The sequence below is a fragment of the Mycobacterium sp. 852014-52144_SCH5372336 genome, assembly GCF_001665615.1.
Taxonomy (GTDB): Bacteria; Actinomycetota; Actinomycetes; order Mycobacteriales; family Mycobacteriaceae; genus Mycobacterium; species Mycobacterium neumannii_A.
In genome coordinates this window covers 253,523-277,066 of record NZ_LZSW01000047.1, presented here as the reverse complement: position 1 = coordinate 277,066, position 23,544 = coordinate 253,523, and the positions used below count along the sequence as shown (strand labels likewise).

The following is a 23,544-nucleotide window of genomic DNA, read 5'->3' as shown; positions in this document are numbered from 1 at the left end:
CCGCGAAATGACACCATTTGCGGTGTGTCGGCGTGCAAACACGGTCGCTCGCCACTGGTGGGTGGGTCCAGGCGGGAGGTGGGGTGAGCAGGGCGACGCCTGCGGTGGTGATCGCCGCGCCCACCTCGGGTAGCGGAAAGACCACCGTGGCAACGGGTTTGATGGGGGCGCTGCGGCGGGCAGGGCGCGCGGTCGCGCCGTTCAAGGTCGGCCCCGACTACATCGACCCCGGCTATCACGCGCTGGCCTCGCTACGGCCCGGCCGCAACCTCGACCCCGTCCTGACGGGGGAGCACCTGATCGGGCCGCTCTACCGGCACGGCAGCGCCCGAGCCGACATCGCGGTGATCGAAGGCGTGATGGGCCTGTTCGACGGCCGCATCACCGAGGAGTCGCGCGGCAATGCGTTCGGATCCACCGCACATGTCGCCGCTCTGCTGGGCGCGCCGGTCGTCATGGTCGTCGATGCCCGCGGACAGAGTCACAGCATCGCCGCACTGCTGCACGGCTTTTCGACGTTCGACTCCTCGGTTCGCGTTGCCGGGGTGATCCTCAACCGCGTCGGCTCGCCGCGCCACGAGGAGGTACTGCGCCAAGCCTGCGAACACGCCGGCATCCCGGTCTTGGGTGCGATTCCCCGCTGCGACGAAATGTCTGTCCCCTCACGGCATCTGGGCCTGGTCACCGCGGTCGAACACGGGAACAGGGCGCGCGAGGCGGTGGAGGCGATGACGGCGCTCGTCGGTCGCCACGTCGACCTGGTGGGGATCGCCGCGCTGGCCGACAGCAGGGTCCTCGACGACCCCTGGGACGCCGAGGAGGTAACCCCCGTCGGCGGAAACGCCACGGTGGCGCTGGCATCGGGCAGGGCGTTCAGCTTCGGCTACGCCGAACACCGCGAAGTGCTCACCGCCGCAGGCGCCGAGGTCGTCGAGTTCGACCCGCTGACCGACGCGCTGCCGTCGGGTGCCGATGCCCTCGTCGTGCCCGGCGGTTTCCCCGAGGAGTTCGTCGCCGAACTCTCCGCCAACGACGTCGCCCGCACGCAGATCAGACAACTGGCGGCGTCGGGAGCCCCCGTGCACGCCGAATGCGCGGGCCTGACCTATCTCGTCGACGACCTCGACGGTCACCCGATGTGTGGGGTGATCTCCGGTTCGGCGACGTTCACCGACCGCCTCACGCTCGGCTACCGCGAAGCCGTCGTGGTGACCGACTCGCCGTTGCACTCGATCGGTGCCCGGATGATGGGACACGAGTTTCACCGCACCGCAGTCACTTTCAAAAACGACTACGCCCCCGCCTGGATCTTCACCGGCCACGCCGTCGGCCGCAGGAGGGACGGCGTGGTGGACGGGGCCGTGCATGCCGGCTACCTGCACACCCACCCCGCCGCGCACCCGCGGGCGATCAGCCGCTTCGTGGCGGTGGCCGCAACCTCTAAGCTCGCGCCGATGAGCTCGCGCGAACAGGATCCGGATCAGTGACCGAGAACGCCTATCTGGTCGGTCTGCGCCTGACCGGCAGGAAGGTCGTCGTCGTCGGCGGCGGCAGTGTGGCGCAGCGCCGCTTGCCGCTTCTGGTGGCCAACGGCGCCGACGTGGTCGTGATCGCGCGCGAGGCCACGCCCGCGGTCGAGGCGATGAGTGGAATCGCGCTGCAGCTGCGCGAGTTTGAACCGGGCGACCTCGAGGGCGCCTGGTACGCGATCGCGGCCACCGACGACCCGGCCGTCAACGCGGCCGTCGTCGCCGAGGCCGAGGATCGCCACATCTTCTGTGTGCGCGCGGACGTGGCCGTCGAGGGCACGGCCGTCACACCGGCATCGTTCGAGTACGAAGGGCTCTCGGTCGGTGTGCTCGCCGGCGGTGAGCACCGCCGGTCGGCGGCGATCAGGTCGGCGATCCACGAGGCCATGCAGCGCGGGCTCATCGCACCGGACAGTTCGGCGACCGCCGACGTCGTACACGGCGGCGTGGCGCTCGTGGGCGGGGGACCGGGTGACCCCGAGTTGATCACCGTTCGCGGGCGTCGGCTGTTGGCGCACGCCGACGTCGTCGTCGCCGATCGGCTCGCACCGCAGGAACTGTTGGCCGAGATGCCGCCACATGTCGAGGTCATCGACGCGTCGAAGATTCCGTACGGCCGGGCCATGGCACAGGACGCGATCAACGGCCTGCTGATCGACCGCGCGAAAGAGGGCAAGTTCGTTGTGCGGCTCAAGGGCGGCGACCCGTTCGTGTTCGCGCGCGGATACGAAGAGGTGCTGGCGTGCGCCGAGGCCGGTATCCCCGTCACCGTCGTACCCGGTGTGACCAGTGCCATAGGGGTTCCCGCGCTCGCGGGTGTGCCCGTCACCCACCGCCACGTCACGCACGAATTCGTGGTGGTCAGCGGGCATGTCGCGCCCGGGCATCCCGAATCGTTAGTGAATTGGAATGCCTTGGCCGCGCTCTCGGGCACCATCGTGTTGCTGATGGCGGTCGAACGCATCGAACTGTTCGCCGAGGCTCTGCTGGAAGGCGGACGACCTGCGGATACGCCGGTTCTGGTGGTTCAGCACGGCACCACCGCCGCACAGCGCACTTTGCGCGCGACGCTCGCCGATGTCGCAGAACGCATCCGGGAGGACGGAATTCGGCCTCCTGCGATCATCGTTATCGGGCCCGTGGCCGCCTTCGCCGGTTAAAGGGATCTTAAGATTACTGTAAGGTAACCCCCATGACGGCTCTCAATGACGCAGAGCGTGCTGCCATGCGCCGTGACGCCGAGGGTGGGGCAAATCGAGCATTCCCACCGCACTCCCAGAAGACCGCTATCGGGTCTGCGCGCGGGCAAACCGGCAGGTCCTCGGCGTGGCTGCCATCACCGAGGTTCATCGCTGCGGTCATCGCGATCGGCGGTATGCAGCTGCTCGCGACCATGGACAGCACGATCGCGATCGTCGCGCTTCCTAAGATCCAGGACGAGCTGAGCCTCTCCGACGCCGGCCGTAGCTGGGTGATCACCGCCTACGTGCTGACCTTCGGCGGCTTGATGCTGCTGGGCGGGCGACTCGGCGACACGATCGGCCGCAAGCGCACCTTCATCGTCGGCGTGGCGCTGTTCACCATCGCTTCGATCCTGTGTGGTCTCGCGTGGAACGAGGCGACGCTTGTGGTCGCCCGGCTGCTGCAGGGCGTCGGCGCTGCGATCGCCTCACCGACCGCGCTGGCGCTGATCGCGACGACGTTCCCGAAGGGCCCGGCCCGTAACGCGGCCACCGCGATCTTCGCCGCGATGACCGGTATCGGCTCCGTGATGGGCCTGATCGTCGGTGGTGCGCTGACCGAGGTGTCGTGGCGCTGGGCGTTCCTGATCAACGTGCCGATCGGCCTGGTGATGATCCACCTGGCCCGCAAGACCCTGCGGGAGACCAACCGCGAGCGGCTCAAGCTGGACGCTGCGGGCGCCCTCCTGGCCACGCTCGCCTGTACCGCAGCGGTGTTCGGGTTCTCGATGGGGCCCGAACAGGGCTGGCTGTCGCCGATCACGCTGGGTTCCGGTCTCACTGCGTGCGCTGCTTTCCTGGCGTTCCTCTACGTCGAGCGCACCGCGGCCAATCCGGTCCTGCCGTTCGACCTGTTCAAGGACCGCAACCGTGTCGCGACCTTCGCCGCGGTGTTCCTGGCCGGCGGCGTGATGTTCACGCTGACCGTGCTGATCGGCCTGTACGTGCAGGACATCATGGGCTACAGCCCGCTGCGCGCAGGCATCGGGTTCATTCCGTTCGTGATCGCGCTCGGGATCGGGCTCGGGCTCTCGTCGCAGCTGGTGCAGATGTTCCCGCCGCGACTGCTGGTCATCGCCGGCGGCGTGCTGGTGCTGGGTGCCATGATCTACGGCTCGACGCTCGACGCGAACATCCCGTACTTCCCGAACCTGGTGCTGCCGATCACGGTCGGCGGACTGGGCATCGGAATGATCGTCGTGCCGCTGATGCTGTCGGCGATCGCCGGCGTCGGCTTCGACCAGATCGGCCCGGTGTCGGCCATCGCGCTGATGCTGCAGAACCTCGGCGGGCCCGTCGTGCTGGCCATCATTCAGGCCGTGATCACGTCGCGCACGCTGTATCTGGGCGGCACCACCGGCCCCGTCAACGACATGAGCGCCGCGCAGCTGAACGCCCTCGACCAGGGCTACACCTACGGCCTGCTGTGGGTGGCCGCGGTCGCCGTGATGGTCGGGCTCGCCTCGCTGTTCATCGGCTACAGCGCGTCGCAGGTTGCGCATGCGCAGGAAGTCAAGGACGCGATCGACTCCGGAGAGCTTTAGCTCTGACTTCGGTGTAGTCCGTCGCGCCCGGCGCGACCGAATACACCGAAATCGCACTCGGTAGGGTGGCTGACCATGTCTGCCGTCGGTGGTTCCTCCGAGTCGACGGACCGTCCCGTGCCGCCGGCGGCGTTGCCGCTCGCGAAGTCCGTTCTGGGCCCGGCGATCATCGCGATCACCGGCATGCAGCTGATGTCGACCCTCGACGGCACGATCGTGATCGTCGCGCTGCCCAGGATGCAGGCCGACCTCGGCCTCACCGACGCCAGCAAGAGCTGGGTGATCACCGCCTACGTCTTGGCGTTCGGCGGTCTGCTGCTGCTCGGCGGGCGCGTCGGCGACGCGATCGGCCACAAGCGCGCATTCCTGTCCGGCGTCGGGGTGTTCACCATCGCCTCGCTGGTCTGCGGCCTGGCCACCGACCCCGCCACGCTGATCGTCGCGCGCGCGGTACAGGGCACCGGGGCGGCGGTGGCAGCGCCCACCGGGCTGGCCCTGATCGCGACGACGTACGCGGTCGGCCAGGCGCGCAACCGGGCATTGGCCATATCGGCGGCCATGCAGGGCATCGGCTCGGTGCTCGGCCTGGTGCTCGGCGGCGCGTTGACGGTGATCTCCTGGCGGCTGGCGTTTCTGATCAACGTGCCGATCGGCATCGCGATCATCACCATCGCGGTCCTCAAGCTCGCCGAAACACACCACGAGCGACTCAAACTCGACATCACCGGTGCGCTGCTGGCGACGCTGGGCTGCTCGTCGGCGGTGCTCGTCTTCACCCAGGGCCCGCCGCGCGGCTGGATCGACCCGCTGGTCATCGGCGCCGCGGTCGCGTCGGCGGTCTTCTTCATCAGCTTCCTGCTCGTCGAACGCACCGCGCAGCACCCGATCGTGCCGTTCTCGGTGTTCGACAACCGCAACCGGGTCATGACGTTCATCGCGCTGTTCCTGGCCGGCGGCGTGCTGCTGACGCTGACGGTGATGATCGGTCTGCTGGTGCAGGACGTCCTGGGCTACTCGGCCCTGGAGGCGGGCATCTGCTTCATCCCGTTCGCGCTGGCCTTCGGGGTGGGCACCGCGGTGGCCGCCCGGCTCGCGCCGCACGTCGCCCCGCGCTGGCTGATCCTCGGCGGCGGCATCTTCGTCCTCGGCGCGATGCTGTACGGGTCGACGCTGGACCGCAGCATCCCCTACTTCCCGGACCTGTTCGCGCCAATCGTGATCGGCGGCTTCGGCATCGGAGCCATCGCGGTGATCCTGCCGCTGTGCGCGATCGCGGGAGTGGGCCCCGGCGAGATCGGCCCGGTCTCGTCGATCACGCTGATGGTGCAGAACCTCGGCGGCCCGGTGGTGCTCGTCGTCATCCAGGCGGTGCAGACGTCGCGCACGCTGTACCTGGGCGGTACCACCGGACCGGTCAAGGACATGACGCCTGCCCAGCTCGACGCGCTCGGCTACGGCTACACGTACTCGCTGCTGTGGGTCGCCGGTGTCGCGGTGATGGTCGGTATCGCCGCATTCTTCATCGGTTTCTCATCGCGCCAGATCGCCTCGGCGCAGCACACCAAGGAGGCCGTGGAGGCCGGCGAGCTGTAGCTCGGGCTCCGGCGGGGTCAGAGCGTGGCGATCGGGGGATCAACACAGTCAGTAAGGTTGTCGGCTGTGATTACCCGCATGTCGGAGCTGTTCCTGCGCACCCTGCGCGACGACCCAGCCGACGCCGAAGTGCCCAGCCACAAACTGCTGATCCGCGCCGGCTACATCCGACCGATCGGGCCCGGGCTCTACAGCTGGCTGCCGCTGGGGCTGCGGGTGCTGCGCAACATCGAACGGGTCGTCCGCGACGAGATGACGGCGATCGGCGGCCAGGAGATCCTGTTCCCGGCGCTCCTGCCCCGCGCGCCCTACGAGACCACCAACCGCTGGACCGAGTACGGCGACGGCGTGTTCCGGCTGCAGGACCGCAGGCGCAACGACTACATGCTCGGCCCGACGCACGAAGAGTTCTTCACCATGACGGTGAAGGGGGAGTACAGCAGCTACAAGGACTTTCCGCTGCTGCTGTTCCAGATCCAGACCAAGTACCGCGACGAGGCACGCCCGCGGGCGGGAATCTTGCGCGGCCGCGAGTTCGTCATGAAGGACTCGTACTCGTTCGACGTCGACGACGACGGGCTGCGCGCGCAGTACCTGGCCCACCGCGACGCCTACCGGCGCATCTTCGATCGACTGGGCGTGCGCTACGTGATCGTCTCGGCCGTCTCCGGGGCGATGGGCGGCAGCGCATCCGAGGAGTTCCTGGCCGAAAGCGAGATCGGCGAGGACACGTTCGTGCGGTGCCTGGAGTCCGGTTATGCCGCCAACGTCGAAGCGGTGACCACGGCCGCCCCGGCGCCGCTGCCCGTCGACGGCCAGCCTGAGGCCAAGGTCCACGACACCCTCGACACCCCGACGATCGCGACGCTGGTCGACTGGGCCAACGCGGCGCTCGATCGCACCGTCACCGCCGCCGACACCCTGAAGAACGTGATGCTCAAGACCCGCGTGCCCGGCGGCGAGTGGGAGCTGCTGGGCATCGGCGTGCCCGGCGACCGCGAGGTCGACGACAAACGCCTGGGCGCTGCGCTAGAACCGGCCGAGTACGCGCTGCTCGACGACGCCGACTTCGCCAGGTATCCGTTCCTCGCAAAAGGGTATATCGGTCCGAAAGCCTTGCTGGCCAACGGGATTCGTTACCTCGTCGATCCGCGTGTGGTCGAGGGCACGTCGTGGATCACCGGCGCCGACGAACCCGGTAAGCACGTCGTGGGCCTGGTGGCGGGCCGCGACTTCGTCGCCGACGGCACGATCGAGGCCGCCGAGGTGCGCGACGGCGATCCGTCGCCGGACGGGGCGGGGCCGCTGGTGAGCGCGCGCGGTATCGAGATCGGCCATATCTTCCAGCTGGGCCGTAAGTACACCGACGCGTTCGAGGTCGACGTGCTCGGCGAGAACGGCAAGCCGGTCCGGTTGACCATGGGCTCCTATGGCATCGGGGTGTCGCGACTGGTCGCCGTCATCGCCGAACAACACCACGACGAGCTCGGCCTGCGCTGGCCGGCGGAGGTGTCGCCGTTCGACGTCCACCTCGTCATCGCCAACAAGGACGCCGCCGCGCGCGAAGGGGCCGAGGAACTGGCGAGCGAGCTGGATCGGCGCGGGATCGACGTGCTGCTCGACGACCGCACCGCCTCGCCAGGGGTGAAGTTCAAGGACGCGGAACTGCTCGGCGTGCCGTGGCTCGTCGTGGTCGGCCGTGGTTGGGCCGACGGCGTGGTCGAGCTGCGCAACCGGTTCACCGGCGAGACGCGCGAGATCTGGGTGAGCGGCCGGGACGGCGGTGCGGCGGCGGAGATCGCGGGCGCGCTCACCTCGCCGTAGGCCGAACGTGGGTTACCCGCACGCCAACAGCGGGTGGAGCGTGACGCGAGCCCACTCTCGGCGCTGCGGCGTTTACTCGTTTCCGCCGGGGAAGGCGACCGTGACCGGCGTCGTGCCGAGCAGTTGACTCCATCGCGCCGCCATCACCGCGCACTGCGTCAGCGCCTCGACGCCGAAGGCTCGCTCCTGTTCGGTGCCGGCCTGCTCGACGACCGCGCGCCACGCGGCGGCCGCGTCCTCTTCCATCCGCACCGCGAGTTTGGCGGCGTCGGCGGGCGTCTTGACCTCCATCGGCAGCTGGTAACCCGCGGCGGGCAGCGGGCCGGCGACCGACCGGTCCTCCAGCATCTGCAGCCCGGCCTCGCGGCGTTCGCGGTGCTCGCCCATGGCCTTCGACACCAGCCAGTTGTCCTCGGTCGCCGAGCGCGCAGACACGATGCCGTATCCGTAGATGGTCGCGTGTTCGGTGGCGATCGCGTCGTAGAGCGCGCCGTCCGCGGGCTCCGACGGCCGCGTCGGGGTGGGCTCCGCCGATGTCATCGCGGCTTCTCCGGTTCGGCGAGGGCGACCGTGTACGCGGCCGTGCACGCCGCGGCGATCGATGCGAGCAGTCCGGCGCGGTAGCCGGAGAGCTTGGCCGCGAGTTCGGCGGCACTCGACGCCGAGACCCGCAAGGCGTTGGCGGCGTCCTTGGCGGTGCGCGGCTTGGCCGGCTCCGCGGTCGTGCTGGTCGGAGTGGACGTGGGTGCCTGCTCGCCGCGCAGCCGGACCAACTCGTCGGACAGCGCCTGGGCATGGGCGGCGCGTTCGGCGGCCACCGCCGTCAACGCCTCCACGACGGGTCCGCGCTCATTGGCCGCCGCATCGGTGGCCAGCTGACTGTCGGCGCGGGCCCGGTCGAGTTGAGCAGCGAGTTCATCGACCTCGGGCGGCGGCGGCGGTGTGCCGCAGGCCGCCGCGGTCGCCCCCAGCAGCGCCAATGCCGCCGCCGAGGCCAACACGCGTCTTCTGCTGACGGTCGGCGGGGGGCTCGGCACGGACAACATCTTGCCATTGCGCTTCGTTCGCATCGGTGTTCGTTTGGCGTTTACCGCGGCGAGGCTGGCGTATCGTGGAGTGTCGGTTCCAAGGTGTGTCGCCGAAGGATCGAGTCCGGACAACTCAAGACGAGGAGCTCGCCGTGACGGAGCATTCTGCGGGATTGCCGTCGCAGAACGAGGTGATCGAGCTACTCGACGGCGAGTTCGCGCGTGCGGGTTACGAAATCGAGGACGTGATCGTCGACCCGGCCGCGCGTCCGCCGCGCATCACGGTGGTGGCCGACGGGGACGACGGCCTCGACCTCGCTTCGATCGCCCAACTGTCCCGTACTGCTTCTGCGCTGCTCGACGAGGTCGACGCGTGGTCCGCCCCCTATGTTCTCGAGGTCACCTCACCGGGTGTGGACCGGCCGCTGACCGCCGAGAAGCACTACCGCCGGGCCCGCGGCCGCAAGGTCGAGCTGACACTGTCCGACGGCTCGCAGCTCACCGGCAGGCTCGGCGAAATCCGCGACGGCGTGGTGCGTTTGGTGGTGCGGACCGGCCGGCAGGCCACCTTCTCCGTCCGCGAGTTGCCGCTCGACGGTATCGCGAAAGCTGTTGTGCAAGTTGAATTCTCGCCCCCCAATCCGCGAGAGCTGGAGCTGGTCGGCCAATCTGGGAAGGAGGCGTCGGCGTGAACATCGACATGGCCGCGCTACACGCCATCGAGGTCGACCGCGGAATTCCGGTGGGCGAGCTCGTCGAAACCATCAAATCCGCACTGATGACCGCCTATCGACACACCGAGGGCCACGCCGCCGAGGCGCGCATCGAGATCGACCGCAAGACCGGCGAGGTCAAGGTCATCGCGTCCGAGGTCGACGAGGACGGCAACACGATCACCGAATGGGAAGACACCCCAGAGGGATTCGGTCGCGTCGCGGCGACGACGGCGCGCCAGGTGATGCTGCAGCGGTTCCGCGACGCCGAGAACGAGAAGACGTACGGCGAATTCTCCGCCCGCGAGGGCGACATCGTCGGCGGGGTGATCCAGCGCGATGCGCGGGCCAACGCCCGCGGCCTCGTCGTCGTCCGGATGGGCAGCGAGACCAAGGGTTCCGAAGGCGTCATACCCGCCGCCGAGCAGGTGCCCGGTGAGCGCTACGAACACGGCGACCGGTTGCGCTGTTACGTCGTGGGCGTCAGCCGCGGCGCGCGGGAACCGCTGATCACACTGTCGCGCACGCACCCGAACCTGGTTCGCAAACTGTTCTCGCTGGAGGTGCCCGAGATCGCCGAGGGCTCGGTCGAGATCGTGGCGGTCGCCAGGGAGGCCGGTCATCGCTCGAAGATCGCGGTGGCCTCGCGGGTACCGGGACTGAACGCCAAAGGCGCCTGCATCGGGCCGATGGGTCAGCGGGTGCGCAACGTGATGAGCGAACTGTCGGGCGAGAAGATCGACATCATCGACTACGACCCCGACCCGGCGAAGTTCGTCGCCAACGCGCTCTCACCGGCCAAGGTCGTCTCGGTGACGGTCATCGACGAGGTCGCCCGCGCGGCCCGCGTCGTCGTACCGGACTTCCAGCTGTCGCTGGCCATCGGCAAGGAGGGGCAGAACGCCCGGCTGGCGGCCCGGCTCACCGGGTGGCGCATCGACATCCGCAGCGACGCGCCTCCTGCGGGCGCCGGCGAGTCCGACCAGGACGCCGCACGCGGTGCCGTGGGGGACCGGTAAGCGCCGGCCGGCGCACGCGTCCACGCCGGGCAGCGCAGCCATTTCAAATACCAGCGGACGTGACGGTAGACTCACCGGTGATCCAGCGCGAGACTTCGGCTTCGGCGCAACGACGCAGCCCCGACGATCCTGTCGGACCGGTGCGGACCTGCGTTGGTTGCCGAAAACGAGAGCTGGCCGTCGAACTGCTTCGGGTGGTCGCTGTCGGCAACGTCGATGGGGCTGGGAATTCTCTCAGCACCGTCACTGTTGACCCGGCGAGAAAGCTGCCGGGGCGGGGTGCGTGGCTGCATTCCACTCCACAGTGCCTCGAGGCAGCGATTCGGCGGCGAGCGTTCGGTCGAGCGTTGCGCATCACCGGTTCACCGGACCTATCCGCGGTGATCGAGTATGTCGGCACTGCCAGCAGTGAAGACCCGCCCGAGCCCTCGGCAACAGAACAGGTAGCGAAGAACATGAGCACACCGTGAAGTCCCGATGACCATGCGTCATAGCTAACCCGAGGCGCGGCGCCTACCACCGCTGACGCCTCTAGAGATGGAGATGTAGTGGCAGGTAAGGCCCGTGTACACGAGTTGGCCAAGGAACTCGGTGTCACCAGTAAGGAAGTTCTTGCTCGTCTGAGCGAACAGGGCGAATTCGTCAAATCCGCGTCCTCCACCGTGGAGGCCCCGGTCGCGCGCCGGTTGCGCGAATCCTTCGGCGGCGGCAAGAAGGCCGCCGAGAAGGCCAAATCCGAGGGCAATGGTTCGGCGGCCGCCTCGTCGACCGCTGCGCCTGCCAAGAGCGCCGCTCCGGCGGAGCCCGCGAAGGCGCCCGCGCCCAAGCCTGCGGCACCTGCCGCCGAGGCTCCGTCCGCCGCGCCGCCCGCGGCGGCCGCCGCCCCGCCGGCCACACCGGCTGCGCCGCCCACCCGCCCGGGGCCCACACCCGGCCCCCGGCCGGGTCCCACGCCGGGCGCGCCGAAGCCGGCGCCCCGCGTTCCCCGCGTCGGCAACAACCCGTTCTCCTCTCAACAGCCGGTCGACCGGCCGATGCCCCGCCCCCAAGGGCCCCGGCCCGGACCGGGTGGTCCGCGTCCCGGTGCCCCACGTCCAGGCGGTGCGACGCCCGGCAACATGCCGCCGCGTCCTCCCGGCGCGCGGCCCGGTGCGATGGGTCGCCCCGGTGGTCCGCGTCCCGGCCCCGGTGGCCGCGGACCCGGTGGCGGCGGTGGTCGTCCCGGTGGTCCCGGCGGTGGTGGCGGTGGCGGTAACTACCGCGGCGGTGGCGGCGGCGCACCCGCCGGCGGAGGTTTCCGGGGCCGTCCCGGTGGTGGCGGCCGCCCCGGCCAGCGCGGGGGTGCGGCCGGTGCGTTCGGTCGTCCCGGCGGCGCGCCCAAGCGCGGACGGAAGTCGAAGAGGGCGAAACGCGCCGAATACGAGAACATGCAGGCGCCGGTCGTCGGTGGCGTCCGCCTGCCGCACGGCAACGGTGAAACGATCCGGTTGGCCCGCGGCGCTTCGCTGAGCGACTTCGCCGAGAAGATCGACGCCAACCCGGCCGCGCTGGTGCAGGCACTGTTCAACCTCGGCGAGATGGTCACCGCGACGCAGTCCGTCGGCGACGACACCCTCGAACTGCTCGGCAGCGAGATGAACTACAAGGTTCAGGTCGTCTCCCCGGAGGACGAGGACCGCGAACTGCTCCAGTCGTTCGACCTCACCTACGGCGAGGACGAAGGCGGCGAGGAGGACCTCGAACAGCGTCCGCCGGTCGTCACCGTCATGGGTCACGTCGACCACGGCAAGACCCGACTGCTGGACACCATCCGTCAGGCCAACGTCCGCGAGGGCGAGGCCGGCGGCATCACCCAGCACATCGGCGCTTACCAGGTCGAGGTCGACCTCGACGGCAACGTCCGCCCGATCACGTTCATCGACACCCCGGGTCACGAGGCGTTCACCGCCATGCGTGCCCGCGGCGCGAAGGCCACCGACATCGCGATCCTGGTGGTCGCCGCCGACGACGGCGTGATGCCGCAGACGGTCGAGGCCATCAACCATGCGCAGGCGGCCGAGGTGCCGATCGTGGTGGCGGTCAACAAGATCGACAAGGAAGGCGCCGATCCGGCCAAGATCCGCGGCCAGCTCACCGAATACGGGCTGATTCCCGAGGACTACGGCGGCGACACGATGTTCGTCGACATCTCCGCCAAACAGGGCACCAACATCGACGCGCTGCTGGAAGCGGTCGTGCTGACCGCCGATGCGGCCCTGGACCTGCGGGCCAACCCGGACATGGAGGCCCAGGGTGTGGCGATCGAGGCGCACCTGGACCGCGGCCGCGGCCCGGTGGCCACGGTGCTGGTGCAGCGCGGCACGCTGCGGGTCGGCGACTCCATCGTGTCGGGCGACGCCTACGGTCGCGTCCGCCGCATGGTCGACGAGCACGGCGAGGATGTCGAGGAGGCGTTGCCGTCGCGGCCCGTGCAGGTCATCGGTTTCACGTCGGTGCCGGGTGCAGGTGACAACCTGCTCGTCGTCGACGAGGACCGCATCGCGCGTCAGATCGCCGACCGGCGCAGCGCCCGCAAGCGCAACGCCCTGGCCGCGCGCAGCCGCAAGCGGATCAGCCTCGAGGACCTGGATTCGGCGCTGAAGGAAACCAGCCAGCTGAACCTGATCCTCAAGGGCGACAACGCCGGTACGGTCGAGGCGCTCGAGGAGGCCCTGCTGGGCATCCAGATCGACGACGAAGTCGAACTGCGCGTCATCGACCGCGGCGTCGGTGGTGTCACCGAGACCAACGTCAACCTGGCGTCGGCCTCGGACGCGATCATCATCGGCTTCAACGTCCGCGCGGAGGGCAAGGCCACCGAGCTGGCCAACCGCGAGGGTGTCGAGATCCGCTACTACTCGATCATCTACCAGGCGATCGACGAGATCGAAGCGGCGCTCAAGGGCATGCTCAAGCCGATCTACGAGGAGCGCGAACTCGGCCGCGCCGAGATCCGCGCGATCTTCCGGTCGTCGAAGGTCGGCAACATCGCCGGCTGCCTCGTGCAGTCGGGGATCATGCGACGCAACGCCAAGGCCCGGCTACTGCGCGACAACGTCGTGGTGGCCGAGAACCTCACCGTGTCGTCGCTGCGCCGCGAGAAGGACGACGTCACCGAGGTCCGCGAGGGTTACGAATGCGGTCTGACGCTGACCTACTCCGACATCAAGGAAGGCGACGTCATCGAGACCTACGAGTTGGTCGAGAAGGAACGGGTGTAGATGGCTGACCCCGCACGGGCGAAGCGACTGGCCAAACGCATTTCCACCATCGTCGCCTCGGCGATCGAGTACGAGATCAAGGATCCGCGGCTGTCGGGTGTGACGATCACCGACGCCAAGGTCACCAACGATCTGCACGACGCGACGCTGTACTACACGGTGCTCGGCGCGTCGCTGTCCGAGGAGCCGGATTACGGCGGGGCAGCGGCGGCGCTCGAGAAGGCCAAAGGTGTGCTGCGGTCCAAGGTGGGCGCGAGCCTGGGTGTGCGTTTCACGCCCACGCTCGCGTTCGAGCGCGACACCGTTCCCGACGCCGCGGTCAAGATGGAGGAACTGCTGGCCCGCGCTCGCGCCGCAGATGAGGATTTGGCGAGAGTTCGGCAAGGTGCCAAGCACGCCGGCGATGCGGACCCGTACCGTGTCAGTGAGGTGGAGGGCGAGGCAGTAGCCGGGGGGCCCGACGACTCCGAGGACAGCGGTGACCGCGATCGACAAGACGACTGACGCCCTGGAAGTGGGCGATCGGGTTGACGCCCACGGCGCAGCCGAACGGTTGTCAGCGGCCGCCTCGGTCGGAGTGGTCTGCCACGTCTATCCCGACGCCGACACCATCGGCGCCGGTCTGGCGCTGGCGCTGGTGCTCGACCAGGTCGGCAAGAGCGTCGAGGTGAGTTTCGCGGCGCCCGAGAAGCTGCCCGAATCGCTGCAGTCGCTGCCCGGCGGGCATCTGCTCGTCCGCCCCGACGCGATGCGCCGCGACCCCGACCTGATCGTCACCGTCGACATCCCCAGCATCAACCGCCTCGGTGCGCTGCGCGGCGTCGTCGACGACGGTCGCGAGGTCCTGGTCATCGACCACCACGCCTCCAACCAGCTGTTCGGCACCGCCAACTACGTCGACGCCTCGGCGGACTCCACCACGATGTTGGTGGCCGACCTGCTCGACGCGTGGGACAAGCCGATCGACATCGGCGTCGCACACTGCCTGTACGCGGGCCTGACCACCGACACCGGTTCGTTCCGGTGGGCCAGCCCGCGCGCGCACCGGCTGGCGGCGCGCCTCGTCGATCTCGGCGTCGACAACGCCGGCATCAGCCGGACCCTGCTCGACACCCATCCCTACGCCTGGCTGCCGATGCTGTCTCGGGTGCTGTCCTCGGCGCAGCTGCTGAAAGATGCCGCCGGTGGCCGGGGCCTGGTGTACGCGGTGGTGTCACACGACGAGTGGGTCGACGCCCGACCTGAGGAAGTCGAAAGCATCGTCGACATCGTGCGGACCACCGACGAGGCCGAGGTGGCCGCGGTGTTCAAGGAGATCGAGCCGGGGCACTGGTCGGTGTCGATGCGGGCCAAGTCCTACGACCTGTCGCCTGTCGCGAGCGGGTTCGGCGGCGGCGGTCACCGCCTGGCCGCGGGATATTCGGCCACCGGGTCCGCCGAGGACGTGGTAGAGGCGTTGTACGCGGCCCTTGGCTGAGCCCGAGCTGGAGCCGCCGAACGCTCCGGTGACCGGCCGCCGGATCGCCGGGCTGGCAGTTCCGGCACTCGGAGTGCTGGCGGCCGAACCCATCTACCTGTTGTTCGATCTCGCGGTCGTGGGCCGGTTGGGCGCACTGGCACTGGCGGGTCTGGCGATCGGCGGGCTGATACTGACCACGCTGAGCTCGCAGATGACGTTTCTGGCGTACGGGACCACCGCCCGGTCGGCCCGCTTCTACGGCGCAGGCAATCGGGCGGCCGCCGTCGGGGAAGGCGTGCAGGCCACCTGGCTGGCGTTGGGGTTGGGTGCGGTCATCGTCGCCGCGGTGCAGGTGTTCGCGGTTCCGTTGGTGTCGGCGCTGGCGGGGTCGTCCGACGGGGGAGAGATCGCCGACGAAGCGCTGTCGTGGGTGCGCATCGCGATCATCGGCGTACCCGCGATCCTGGTGTCGGCGGCGGGCAACGGGTGGATGCGCGGGGTGCAGGACATCGTGCGGCCGCTCAAGTTCGTGGTGTTCGGGTTCGGGGTCTCAGCGGTGCTGTGCCCGCTGCTGGTCTACGGCTTGCTCGGTATGCCCCGGCTCGGGTTACCCGGCTCGGCCGTCGCGAACGCGGTGGGGCAGTGGGTGGCCGCCGCGTTGTTCTGTCGTGCACTGCTGATCGAACGGGTGCCGCTGCGGCTGCACCCCGGGGTGTTGCGCGCGCAGGTGGTGATGGGCCGCGACCTGGTGTTGCGCACGCTGGCGTTCCAAGCGTGTTTCGTGTCGGCGGGAGCTGTCGCGGCCCGGTTCGGCGCGGCCGCCGTCGCCGCGCACCAGGTCGTGTTGCAGCTGTGGAATTTCCTTGCGCTGGTGTTGGATTCGCTGGCGATCGCCGCGCAGTCGCTGGTCGGTGCGGCGCTGGGCGCGGGTCAGCTCACGCACGCCAAATCGGTGGCGTGGCGGGTGACGATCTTCTCGGCGTTGGCCTCGGCGGTGCTTGCCGTGGTGTTCGCGGCCGGTGCGTCGGTGTTTCCGAGCGTGTTCACCGACGACCGCTCGGTGCTCGACGCGATCGGGGTGCCGTGGTGGTTCATGGTGGCCCAATTGCCGGTCGCCGGAATCGTTTTCGCGCTCGACGGGGTCCTGTTGGGCGCCGGTGACGCGAAGTTCATGCGCAACGCGACGCTGGCCAGCGCGCTGGTGGGCTTCCTGCCGTTGATCTGGCTGTCGTTGGCGTTCGGCTGGGGGCTGCTGGGTATCTGGGCGGGGTTGTCGACGTTCATGGTGCTGCGGTTGCTGTTCGTCGGCTGGCGCGCGTTCTCTGGCCGTTGGCTGGTGCCGGGCACGGGTTGATCTGTAATCGGCGCGAGTGACCGCGTTTGCGCACGACACGCCACTGAAACTAGACCAAATGTGGACGCTCGCGGACCGCCAGCGGCCGCGCTATGCGCGGGTCCGGGCTACTGCGGCCCAACCGAACTCTGTCGTCTTGACCCGGACATCGCCGAATCCCGCTGCCGCCAACCGATCCGGCAGTGTCGCGGGGTCGACGGGGTTGTAAGTGTCGCCTTCGTGCGCGACGGCCAACTCGTCGCTGCCGAGGCTGTCGCTGGCCACCAGCGCGGCCCCGGGCCGCAGCACCCGGGCGACCTCGGCGAAGAGCCGGTCCTGAAGTTCGGCGGTGGGGACGTGATGCAGCATCGTGAAACACGCCGCGCCGGAGAAGCGGTCGTCGTCATAGGTCAGTGCGGTCGCGTCGCCGCGCACGATCTCGACGGTCGGAACTTCGGCGAAGCGAGCCGTCAGCATCGCCGCGAGTTCGTCGTCGATCTCGACTGACGTCAGCCGGCCCACCGACTCGCTCAGCACGTCGGTGGTGGCGCCGTAGCCTGGGCCGACCTCGAGCACGTCGTCGCCGAGGTCGACCTCACCCAACGCCCACGGAAGAATCACCTCGCGGATCAGCTGTCGCCATTCCTCGCTGCCGCAGTACTCATGCGCTTCGTTCACGCTCGCAGCGTACGAGCGACCGCTAACTGCTGTAAATCCGCGGCGTGTCGTGATCAGACGCGGTCGCTCGCGCAAGGTGGCGCGCTCGCGCTAGGTGGCGCGCTGGCGGCTCGGACAAGCTGGGAATCAGCGGACCTGGGAGCGGCCCCGCTGCAGGACGGCGTCGCGGTTGGCGGCGATGTCGTCACCGCTGGTCGTGCGCATCCACTCGCGCGCCGACGCCGCCTCGATCCACAACCCCTCGTTGGTCTGCGCCTCGTCGATGCGGTGATACGACGCCAGCAACGCGCGTACGGCCTGCTGGTTGTTGCCGACGATCGACGCCGCGACCTGCCGGGCGGTCGACATGAGCTCTGCGTGCGGCACCACCTGAGTGACCAACCCCGTCCGCAGGGCCTCCTCGGCCGACAGGTAGTCGCCGGTCAGGCTCATCCGGCGGGCCATCCCGACGCCGACCTTCTGCGGCAACCGCACCGACAGCCCCCACGTCGGCAACAGCCCCACCCGGGCGTGCGTATCGGCGAAGCGCGCCTGTTCGGACGCGATCAGCACATCGCAGTACAGGGCGATCTCGAGGCCACCGGTGACGGCCGCGCCGTTGATCGCGCCGATCACCGGCTTGGTCATCGGCGGCCACTTCGGCGAGATGTCGGGCAGTTCGGTGGTGTCGCCCAGCTCCTTGAGGTCCAGACCCGCGCAGAACACCGGATCGGCGCCGGTGACGATCACGACGTCGACGTCGTCATCGGCCTGAGCCTCACCGAGGGCCCGGTAGAACCGCCTGCGCAGCTCGGACGACAGCGCGTTGCGCGCCTGCGGCCGGTTGAGGGTCAGGGTGCGCACCCGATCGCGGGTGTCGATGAGCAGGATGTCGTCAGTCACCCGACGAACCTATCGTGGAGCCATGTGCCGAAACATCACCGAGCTACGCGGACTCGAACCGGCGGCGACCGACGAGGAGATCGAGGCCGCCGCGCGGCAGTACATTCGCAAGGTCAGCGGAATCACCCGGCCGACCGCGGCCAACGCCGACGCCTTTGAGGCCGCCGTCGCGGAGGTCACCGCCACCACCCACCGGCTGCTGGAGTCTCTGCCGGCCCGGCGCCAGCCGCCGAAGACGGTGCCGCCGTTGCGCCGGCCCGAGGTTCGGGCCCGCATGAACAGCAAAGCTGCGGCCGCGACGTAGCACGATGACGACGACGCTGACCCGGCCCGCGCTCAAGGAGTGGAGTGCTGCGATCCACGCGCTGCTGGACGGCAGGCAGACCGTTCTGCTGCGCAAGGGCGGTATTCACGAGAAGCGGTTCGCGGTCGCCGCGTCGCACTTTCTGCTGTTTCCGACGGTCGCGCACGGCCACGCCGAGCGGGTGCGCCCCGAGCACCGCGATCTGCTCGATGTGGCGACCGCCGACAGCACAGAGGACGCGGTGGTGGTCCGCGCCGGCGCCCGCATCGTCGCCGCAGTGGAGGTGAACCGCCCCGAAGCCCTCGAAGAGATTGCGCCCCTGCATATTTGGACCGACGCATCGGTGCGCGCCGACCGGCTCGATTTTCGGCCCAAGCATCGGCTCACCGCGCTCGTCGTCCAGGCCTGCCCGCTCTTGGCCCCGCTGCGACTCGAACGCACACCCGAGTACGCCGGCTGCATCAGCTGGGTGCAGCTGCCGATCGACCCCGAGTGGGCGGCCCCAGTGCACGACGACGCCGCGCTGCACGAGATCGCCGAGCGGGTACGCCGTTCGGTGGGCTGACCCGCGCCTCAGCCGGCGGGCGGCTGCGGCGCGGCTGGCAGCACCAGCCGCGACGCGCCATCGCCGAGATGCACGGTGTGGGTGGCCGGCGCGAGGCTCTTACCCGTCCCGAGCGGTTCGCCGGTACCGAGGTTGCGGGCAAACCTGGGGTGTGACCCGCCCGCCACGAGCACCCGGATCCGTGAACCCGCACGGAAGCGATGCGCGATCGGGTCGAGTTCGATGCGTACCGGTCCGGAATCCGGTGCGGCGCTCACGTAGCCGTCGCTCACGTTGTGTGAGCGTCCCTTGGCGTCGACCTCGCTCAGGCGCACGAACACATCGTTGTACGGGTTGTCGCACGAATGCGAGAGCTCCACGGCCGGCACCCCCACCACGTACTTGTCGGCGGGCAGGCGGTCGCCGGTGAAGCTCAACACGTCGGCACGCTGCGCCAGGCGGGTGTCCTTGCGATATCCGCCCTCCGGCGACAGCAGCCGGCCGCCCACCGTCGGCGTCGGATTCGCCGGGTTGTAGGTGAACGTCGACGGAGCCGCGGTCTCCGGCGGGACGGCATCGCCGAGGCGACCGCCCGGCTGCAGGTAGCGCACCACTTCGGGCATGGCCGGCGGCCACTCGGGCAGGTCGATCCAGCCGCTCCCGTTGACGAAGATCCGCACCGGCTGGCGCCGCTTGCTCTCCGCGCCGGTGAGGTGGGCGCCCAACCAGTCCAGCGTCTCGCGGATGGCGGTCGGCGCGGCCTTGGTCATCAGCTGGGTGTGGATCCACGGGCCGACGGTCAGTCCGACCTCGACTCCGCGCTCACGCAACCGCCGATACTGGGCCATCGTCTGCTCCAGGAACAGGTCCTGCCAGCCGGTGATCAGCAGCACCGGCACGTCGGCGGTGTCCAAGGCCTGACGCAGGTTCAGCGCGGTCCAGAAGGGATCGTCGGCATCGGGATGATCGAGCCAGGACTCCCACCACGGCGCACCCTCGCCCAGCAGCGCGCGGCCCGCCTCGCCGGCGGGCAGCCTGCTCACCGCACGGGCCAGCCGGCGCCGCGACCGCAACTGTCGCACCAGCGCCCGCGCCCGGTTCGGATCCTCCTGATGGGCCACCAGGTGGCTCCAGCCGAGGAAGTCGCTCAGCGCGAACGAACCGGGACCCCACCGCGGCCCGCTGACGTCGTGCGGACCGACGGTGATCACCGCGGCCCTCATCTCCGGTGGCGGGTCGGTGAGCAGCGCCCACTGGGTGAAACCGAGATACGACAGCCCGATCGTGGCGAACGAGCCGGTGAACCACTCCTGGTTGCGCAGCCACTCGACGGTGTCGGCGCCGTCGGCGATCTCGTTGACCATCGGGTCGAAGTCGCCGCCAGAGCCGTAGGTTCCGCGCACGCTCTGCAGGACGACGTGATAGCCGCGTGCGGCGTAGACGCGTCCGTAGATGGCGGCGAAGGGGAAGTCGCGGCCATAGGGGCAGCGGACCAGCAGCGTGCCGGCCGGGTCCAATGTGCTGGGCGCATAGTGGTCGGCGCGCAGCTCGACACCGTCGCGCATCGGTACACGGACCTTGTGGACCGTGAAGTCGGTGGTGTGCGGCGGCAGCCGCAGCAGGCGTGACACGGTGCGTCCGGTGAGCTGCTTGACCTTCGAACGGGATGCCGGCGGTGCGGCGACGGAGGATGCGGTCACGTCACGAGGCTACGCAGACTCGATGCCGCCGCGTTCGATCGCCTGTGTCACCTGGGCCATCAACCATTCGATCGCACCGGTGGCCGCGTCGCCGTCCAGGCCCCACACCGCGACCAGGCGCTCGTAGGTGGGCGGGCTCCACAGCACGTCGAGCAGGCCCGCGATCGCGCGCCGCTGTTCGTCGGGGAGCTGCGGTGAGGCCTCGTTCACTGCGCGCAACAGTGCATCGCGGCGGCGGACGTCGGAGCTGACGAACGCGGAATCAACCGGCGACGGTGTGCTGTGTTTGACCGAGAAGCGTTGCAGCGACGCGAAAACCCGCCCCGTCACCTCACTCAGGTTCGCCAGCGTGACGTCCTCATAGGACACCCCGGCTTCGTTCTCAAGCCGTTGCATCACCGCGTCGTGCAGATGGCGTTCGGTCGGGAAATACCGGTACGCCGTCCGCTCGCCGACCCCGGCCCGCGCGGCGACGGCCTTGAACGTCAGCTCGCGCCAGTCCCACGTCTCGAACTCATGCACCAGCGCACTGCCCGCGGCGACGATGCGCTCGCGGGTGTGTGCTGCCTTGCGCCTGCGGACGCTGTTGTCGTACGAGCGCGTTGACGAGCCGGCCATAGTAGTGGCAGTGTACTGTCACCAATTCGGTGGGAGGTGCAGTGTGGCATCCGTCGAGGATTTGATGGCCGCGGCCGTCGAGCGCACCGGACTCGAGGACTTCGGCGAGGACTCGTTCCGCGAGGGCCTCGAGATCCTCGTCCGTGCGCTGAGCGAAGAAGCCCGGCTCAACGCGCGCGGCGCGGACTTCGTCTACAACCGCATCGGGCTGCACCTGTCGCAGCGGCTCCAGGTAGAGGATTGGTACCGCCGCCACCCCGACATCGACGACGAGCAGATCGCCGCGCCGCTGTTCGGGTTGGGCCTGCCGCGGACGGGGTCGACCGCGCTGTCCTTCCTGCTCGCGCAGGATCCCGACGTTCGTTACGTGCGCAGCTGGGAGTCCGCGCAGCCGTGCCCGCCACCGTCGACCGTGCGCGGCGACGACCCGCGCATCCCGCCGGATCAGCGGCCCGTCCTCGTGGGCACCCGCCACCACGTGCCCACCGACATCCGCGGACCGATGGAATGCCTGGACCTGATGGCGCTCGACTTCAAGTCCCAGATCTTCCAGGCCTACGCACAGATTCCGACCTACTCGCAATGGCTCTGCGACCGAGCCGATTTCACGTCGACGTACCGCTATGAACGACGGGTCCTCAGATTGCTGCAGTGGGGGGAACCGACGCGCCCATGGCGGCTCAAGTCGCCGGCACATGTGCTTTCGCTGGACTACCTCGACCGCGTGTTCCCCGATGCCCGCTTCGTCATGACGCACCGCGATCCGACCGACGTGCTGCTGTCGGTCGTCGACGTCTACGCCGACATCGTCGGCGGCTTCACCGATCACCTCGACCGGCGCTATCTCGGTGAACTGAACGTCACCCAGTGGTCGACGGGGATCACGCGGGCGATGGCGTTCCGCGCTAAGGCTGCAGAGCGGTTCTACGACATCGACTTTCGGGTCATGCAGAACGATCCGATCGGCGAAATCAAGCGGTTGTACAGCTGGCTCGGCGAGACGGTGACCGAACGGTTCGAGGCCGGTATGCGGGCGTGGTGGACCGAGAACGCCGAGAAGCGCGAGCCGCACCCCAAGGCGGACCCGGTGGCATTCGGATTGGACGACAACGTAATTCGGCCGTTGTTCGCGGCCTACGTGGACGCCTACGCCGGCGGCTCTGGGCGTTACGACCGGCAGGAGGAAAGCACCCCATGACCGTCGACATAACGGGCGGCATCGACCCGGCCCGCGAGCACATGTTCGCCGAGCGGCCGCAGGACCCCGAGATGCGGGATTCGGTGAGCTTCTGGGTGTTCGACGACCGCGGCGAGGTCGGCCTGCCCAGGATCGGCATCGAGGCGGTCGCGTCCAACTGGGACGCTCACGCACTGCAGGTCAACCTGGCGTTCGCCGACGGACGCGTCTACCGCTTGCGCGCGGACGGGCAGAGCGCGCCGGTCGAGGGCCGCAACGGCGAGCCGACAGTGCTCGGAGCGGGGCCGCTGGCGTTCGAGTGCGTGGCGCCGTTCGACACGTGGACGGTGACGTTCGACGGTCAGGCCGTCCAGACGTCCTCGGAGGCGCTCACCACCGGCGACAAGAGCGGCCCGCTTGTCGACGTGCGATTCGAGGTCGAGGCGAGAATGGCGGTGCCACCGTGGATTCAGGGGGCGATGGGCGATGATGCCGCCGACCAACTGAAGACGACGGTGGTCGGGGAGTTGATGGGCGGCGCCCGTTACGAACAGTTGTTCCGCGCCGACGGGATCGTGGAGGTGGCCGGACGCCGGCACCCGTTGTCGGGAAGCGGGCTGCGCATCCGTCGCCAAGGCGTGCGCCGACTGGAGGGGTTCTGGGGGCACTGCTGGCAGTCCGCGCTGTTCGGAAGCGGACGGGCGTTCGGCTACATCGCCTACCCGCCGCGGCCCGACGGGCAGCCGAACTACAACGAGGGTTACCTGTACCTCGGAGACCCGGCCGGCCTGATCCCCGCCCGCGTCGTCGAGGCCCCGTGGCTGCGCCGGCTGCGGCCGGGCGGCGAGGATGTGTCACTGGTGCTCGAAACGGCCCGCGGAACCGTGCACATCGAGGGGGAGACGGTGCTGTCCACCCACGACATCACCGATCCCGCCGACCTTCCCGCCGAACAACTGGAGAAGATGGCCAATTGGACGTTCCCGGCCCTGCAGCAGGCCGGTGTGCGCTACCGCTGGGACGGCGAGGAGACGATCGGGATGTTGGAGCGGTCCAGCCCGATGGACCGCATCGAACACGACAGCTGAACGGGCGGGC

At 69.2% G+C, this 23,544-nt stretch carries 22 protein-coding genes; 16 read left to right on the top strand and 6 right to left on the bottom strand.

Annotation, left to right across the window (positions count from 1 at the left end):
• The first annotated feature begins 83 nt into the window (after positions 1–83).
• From A5759_RS12035 to A5759_RS12015, 5 genes are all read left to right on the top strand, one after another.
• The gene (locus tag A5759_RS12035; protein WP_068197724.1) at positions 84–1,487 is read left to right on the top strand and encodes a cobyrinate a,c-diamide synthase; all 1,404 of its coding nucleotides are present in this window, start codon (positions 84–86) and stop codon (positions 1,485–1,487) included.
• Complete coding sequence (gene cobA / locus A5759_RS12030; protein ID WP_066841510.1) at positions 1,484–2,689, top strand: uroporphyrinogen-III C-methyltransferase; 1,206 nt, start codon at positions 1,484–1,486, stop codon at positions 2,687–2,689. The genes A5759_RS12035 and cobA overlap by 4 nt, the downstream gene beginning before the upstream one ends.
• Positions 2,690–2,721: 32 nt before the next feature.
• On the top strand, positions 2,722–4,314 hold the full coding sequence (locus A5759_RS12025; RefSeq protein WP_066841509.1) for an MFS transporter: 1,593 nt from the start codon (positions 2,722–2,724) through the stop codon (positions 4,312–4,314).
• A 75-nt stretch (positions 4,315–4,389) separates the two neighbouring features.
• Entirely contained in the window at positions 4,390–5,907 is a 1,518-nt protein-coding gene (locus A5759_RS12020) for an MFS transporter (protein ID WP_064416956.1), read from the top strand.
• A gap of 66 nt (positions 5,908–5,973) precedes the next feature.
• Entirely contained in the window at positions 5,974–7,731 is a 1,758-nt protein-coding gene (locus A5759_RS12015) for a proline--tRNA ligase (RefSeq protein ID WP_068197721.1), read from the top strand.
• 72 nt (positions 7,732–7,803) lie between these two features.
• On the opposite strand, the gene A5759_RS12010 is transcribed toward A5759_RS12015, so the two are convergent.
• Positions 7,804–8,271: a ferritin-like domain-containing protein gene (locus A5759_RS12010; protein WP_068197718.1), complete on the bottom strand. Its 468-nt coding sequence runs from the start codon at positions 8,269–8,271 to the stop codon at positions 7,804–7,806.
• The gene (locus tag A5759_RS12005; RefSeq protein WP_064417147.1) at positions 8,268–8,777 is read right to left on the bottom strand and encodes a hypothetical protein; all 510 of its coding nucleotides are present in this window, start codon (positions 8,775–8,777) and stop codon (positions 8,268–8,270) included. Before A5759_RS12005 ends, A5759_RS12010 begins: the two co-directional genes overlap by 4 nt.
• 134 nt (positions 8,778–8,911) lie before the next feature.
• Here A5759_RS12005 and rimP point away from each other — a divergent pair, with 134 nt between their 5' ends.
• The 7 genes from rimP to A5759_RS11975 all read left to right on the top strand — a co-directional run bounded on the left by rimP (position 8,912) and on the right by A5759_RS11975 (position 16,564).
• Positions 8,912–9,451, top strand: coding sequence for a ribosome maturation factor RimP (rimP, locus tag A5759_RS12000; RefSeq protein WP_066841543.1), 540 nt, complete (start codon positions 8,912–8,914; stop codon positions 9,449–9,451).
• Positions 9,448–10,491 (top strand): transcription termination factor NusA, encoded by a 1,044-nt coding sequence (nusA, locus tag A5759_RS11995; RefSeq protein ID WP_068197715.1) that lies wholly within the window; start codon positions 9,448–9,450, stop codon positions 10,489–10,491. The genes rimP and nusA overlap by 4 nt, the downstream gene beginning before the upstream one ends.
• Positions 10,401–10,961, top strand: a complete 561-nt coding sequence (locus A5759_RS25650) for a YlxR family protein (RefSeq protein ID WP_369816188.1) — start codon at positions 10,401–10,403, stop codon at positions 10,959–10,961. The genes nusA and A5759_RS25650 overlap by 91 nt, the downstream gene beginning before the upstream one ends.
• Positions 10,962–11,039: 78 nt before the next feature.
• Complete coding sequence (gene infB / locus A5759_RS11990; protein WP_068197712.1) at positions 11,040–13,751, top strand: translation initiation factor IF-2; 2,712 nt, start codon at positions 11,040–11,042, stop codon at positions 13,749–13,751.
• Positions 13,752–14,255 carry a 30S ribosome-binding factor RbfA gene (rbfA, locus tag A5759_RS11985; RefSeq protein WP_064349765.1) on the top strand — a complete coding sequence of 168 codons (504 nt, stop codon included), beginning with the start codon at positions 13,752–13,754 and terminating at the stop codon, positions 14,253–14,255. It begins immediately after the preceding gene.
• The gene (locus tag A5759_RS11980; RefSeq protein WP_068197710.1) at positions 14,230–15,228 is read left to right on the top strand and encodes a bifunctional oligoribonuclease/PAP phosphatase NrnA; all 999 of its coding nucleotides are present in this window, start codon (positions 14,230–14,232) and stop codon (positions 15,226–15,228) included. The genes rbfA and A5759_RS11980 overlap by 26 nt, the downstream gene beginning before the upstream one ends.
• A 7-nt stretch (positions 15,229–15,235) precedes the next feature.
• Positions 15,236–16,564, top strand: coding sequence for an MATE family efflux transporter (locus A5759_RS11975; protein ID WP_156616904.1), 1,329 nt, complete (start codon positions 15,236–15,238; stop codon positions 16,562–16,564).
• 90 nt (positions 16,565–16,654) lie between these two features.
• On the opposite strand, the gene A5759_RS11970 is transcribed toward A5759_RS11975, so the two are convergent.
• Positions 16,655–17,221 carry a class I SAM-dependent methyltransferase gene (locus A5759_RS11970; RefSeq protein WP_068197705.1) on the bottom strand — a complete coding sequence of 189 codons (567 nt, stop codon included), beginning with the start codon at positions 17,219–17,221 and terminating at the stop codon, positions 16,655–16,657.
• Positions 17,222–17,347: 126 nt separating this feature from the next.
• Entirely contained in the window at positions 17,348–18,103 is a 756-nt protein-coding gene (locus A5759_RS11965; protein ID WP_064416962.1) for an enoyl-CoA hydratase, read from the bottom strand.
• Positions 18,104–18,125: 22 nt separating this feature from the next.
• On the opposite strand from A5759_RS11965, the gene A5759_RS11960 reads away from it, so the two are divergent.
• Together A5759_RS11960 and A5759_RS11955 are read left to right on the top strand one after the other, a co-directional pair.
• The gene (locus A5759_RS11960) at positions 18,126–18,407 is read left to right on the top strand and encodes a DUF2277 domain-containing protein (protein ID WP_064416963.1); all 282 of its coding nucleotides are present in this window, start codon (positions 18,126–18,128) and stop codon (positions 18,405–18,407) included.
• A gap of 4 nt (positions 18,408–18,411) precedes the next feature.
• On the top strand, positions 18,412–18,972 hold the full coding sequence (locus tag A5759_RS11955; protein ID WP_068197704.1) for a DUF1802 family protein: 561 nt from the start codon (positions 18,412–18,414) through the stop codon (positions 18,970–18,972).
• Positions 18,973–18,980: 8 nt separating this feature from the next.
• Here the strand turns inward: A5759_RS11955 and A5759_RS11950 are convergent, their stop codons facing one another.
• Positions 18,981–20,651 carry a CocE/NonD family hydrolase gene (locus tag A5759_RS11950; protein ID WP_068197703.1) on the bottom strand — a complete coding sequence of 557 codons (1,671 nt, stop codon included), beginning with the start codon at positions 20,649–20,651 and terminating at the stop codon, positions 18,981–18,983.
• A gap of 9 nt (positions 20,652–20,660) precedes the next feature.
• Positions 20,661–21,269: a TetR/AcrR family transcriptional regulator gene (locus tag A5759_RS11945; RefSeq protein WP_068197697.1), complete on the bottom strand. Its 609-nt coding sequence runs from the start codon at positions 21,267–21,269 to the stop codon at positions 20,661–20,663.
• Positions 21,270–21,312: 43 nt separating this feature from the next.
• Here A5759_RS11945 and A5759_RS11940 point away from each other — a divergent pair, with 43 nt between their 5' ends.
• Entirely contained in the window at positions 21,313–22,467 is a 1,155-nt protein-coding gene (locus tag A5759_RS11940) for a sulfotransferase (protein ID WP_068197696.1), read from the top strand.
• Positions 22,464–23,534: a hypothetical protein gene (locus A5759_RS11935; protein WP_068197694.1), complete on the top strand. Its 1,071-nt coding sequence runs from the start codon at positions 22,464–22,466 to the stop codon at positions 23,532–23,534. Before A5759_RS11940 ends, A5759_RS11935 begins: the two co-directional genes overlap by 4 nt.
• Positions 23,535–23,544 lie beyond the last annotated feature (10 nt).

Excerpts from the sequence above, each read along its gene's own strand:
- A5759_RS11945 (WP_068197697.1), bottom strand. The coding sequence starts at position 21,269 with ATGGCCGGCTCGTCAACGCGCTCGTACGACAACAGCGTCCGCAGGCGC.
- rbfA (WP_064349765.1), top strand. The coding sequence starts at position 13,752 with ATGGCTGACCCCGCACGGGCGAAGCGACTGGCCAAACGCATTTCCACC.
- A5759_RS11960 (WP_064416963.1), top strand. The coding sequence starts at position 18,126 with ATGTGCCGAAACATCACCGAGCTACGCGGACTCGAACCGGCGGCGACC.
- A5759_RS12005 (WP_064417147.1), bottom strand. The coding sequence starts at position 8,777 with ATGTTGTCCGTGCCGAGCCCCCCGCCGACCGTCAGCAGAAGACGCGTG.
- A5759_RS11955 (WP_068197704.1), top strand. The coding sequence starts at position 18,412 with ATGACGACGACGCTGACCCGGCCCGCGCTCAAGGAGTGGAGTGCTGCG.
- A5759_RS12010 (WP_068197718.1), bottom strand. The coding sequence starts at position 8,271 with ATGACATCGGCGGAGCCCACCCCGACGCGGCCGTCGGAGCCCGCGGAC.
- A5759_RS12025 (WP_066841509.1), top strand. The coding sequence starts at position 2,722 with ATGACGGCTCTCAATGACGCAGAGCGTGCTGCCATGCGCCGTGACGCC.
- A5759_RS11935 (WP_068197694.1), top strand. The coding sequence starts at position 22,464 with ATGACCGTCGACATAACGGGCGGCATCGACCCGGCCCGCGAGCACATG.
- A5759_RS12020 (WP_064416956.1), top strand. The coding sequence starts at position 4,390 with ATGTCTGCCGTCGGTGGTTCCTCCGAGTCGACGGACCGTCCCGTGCCG.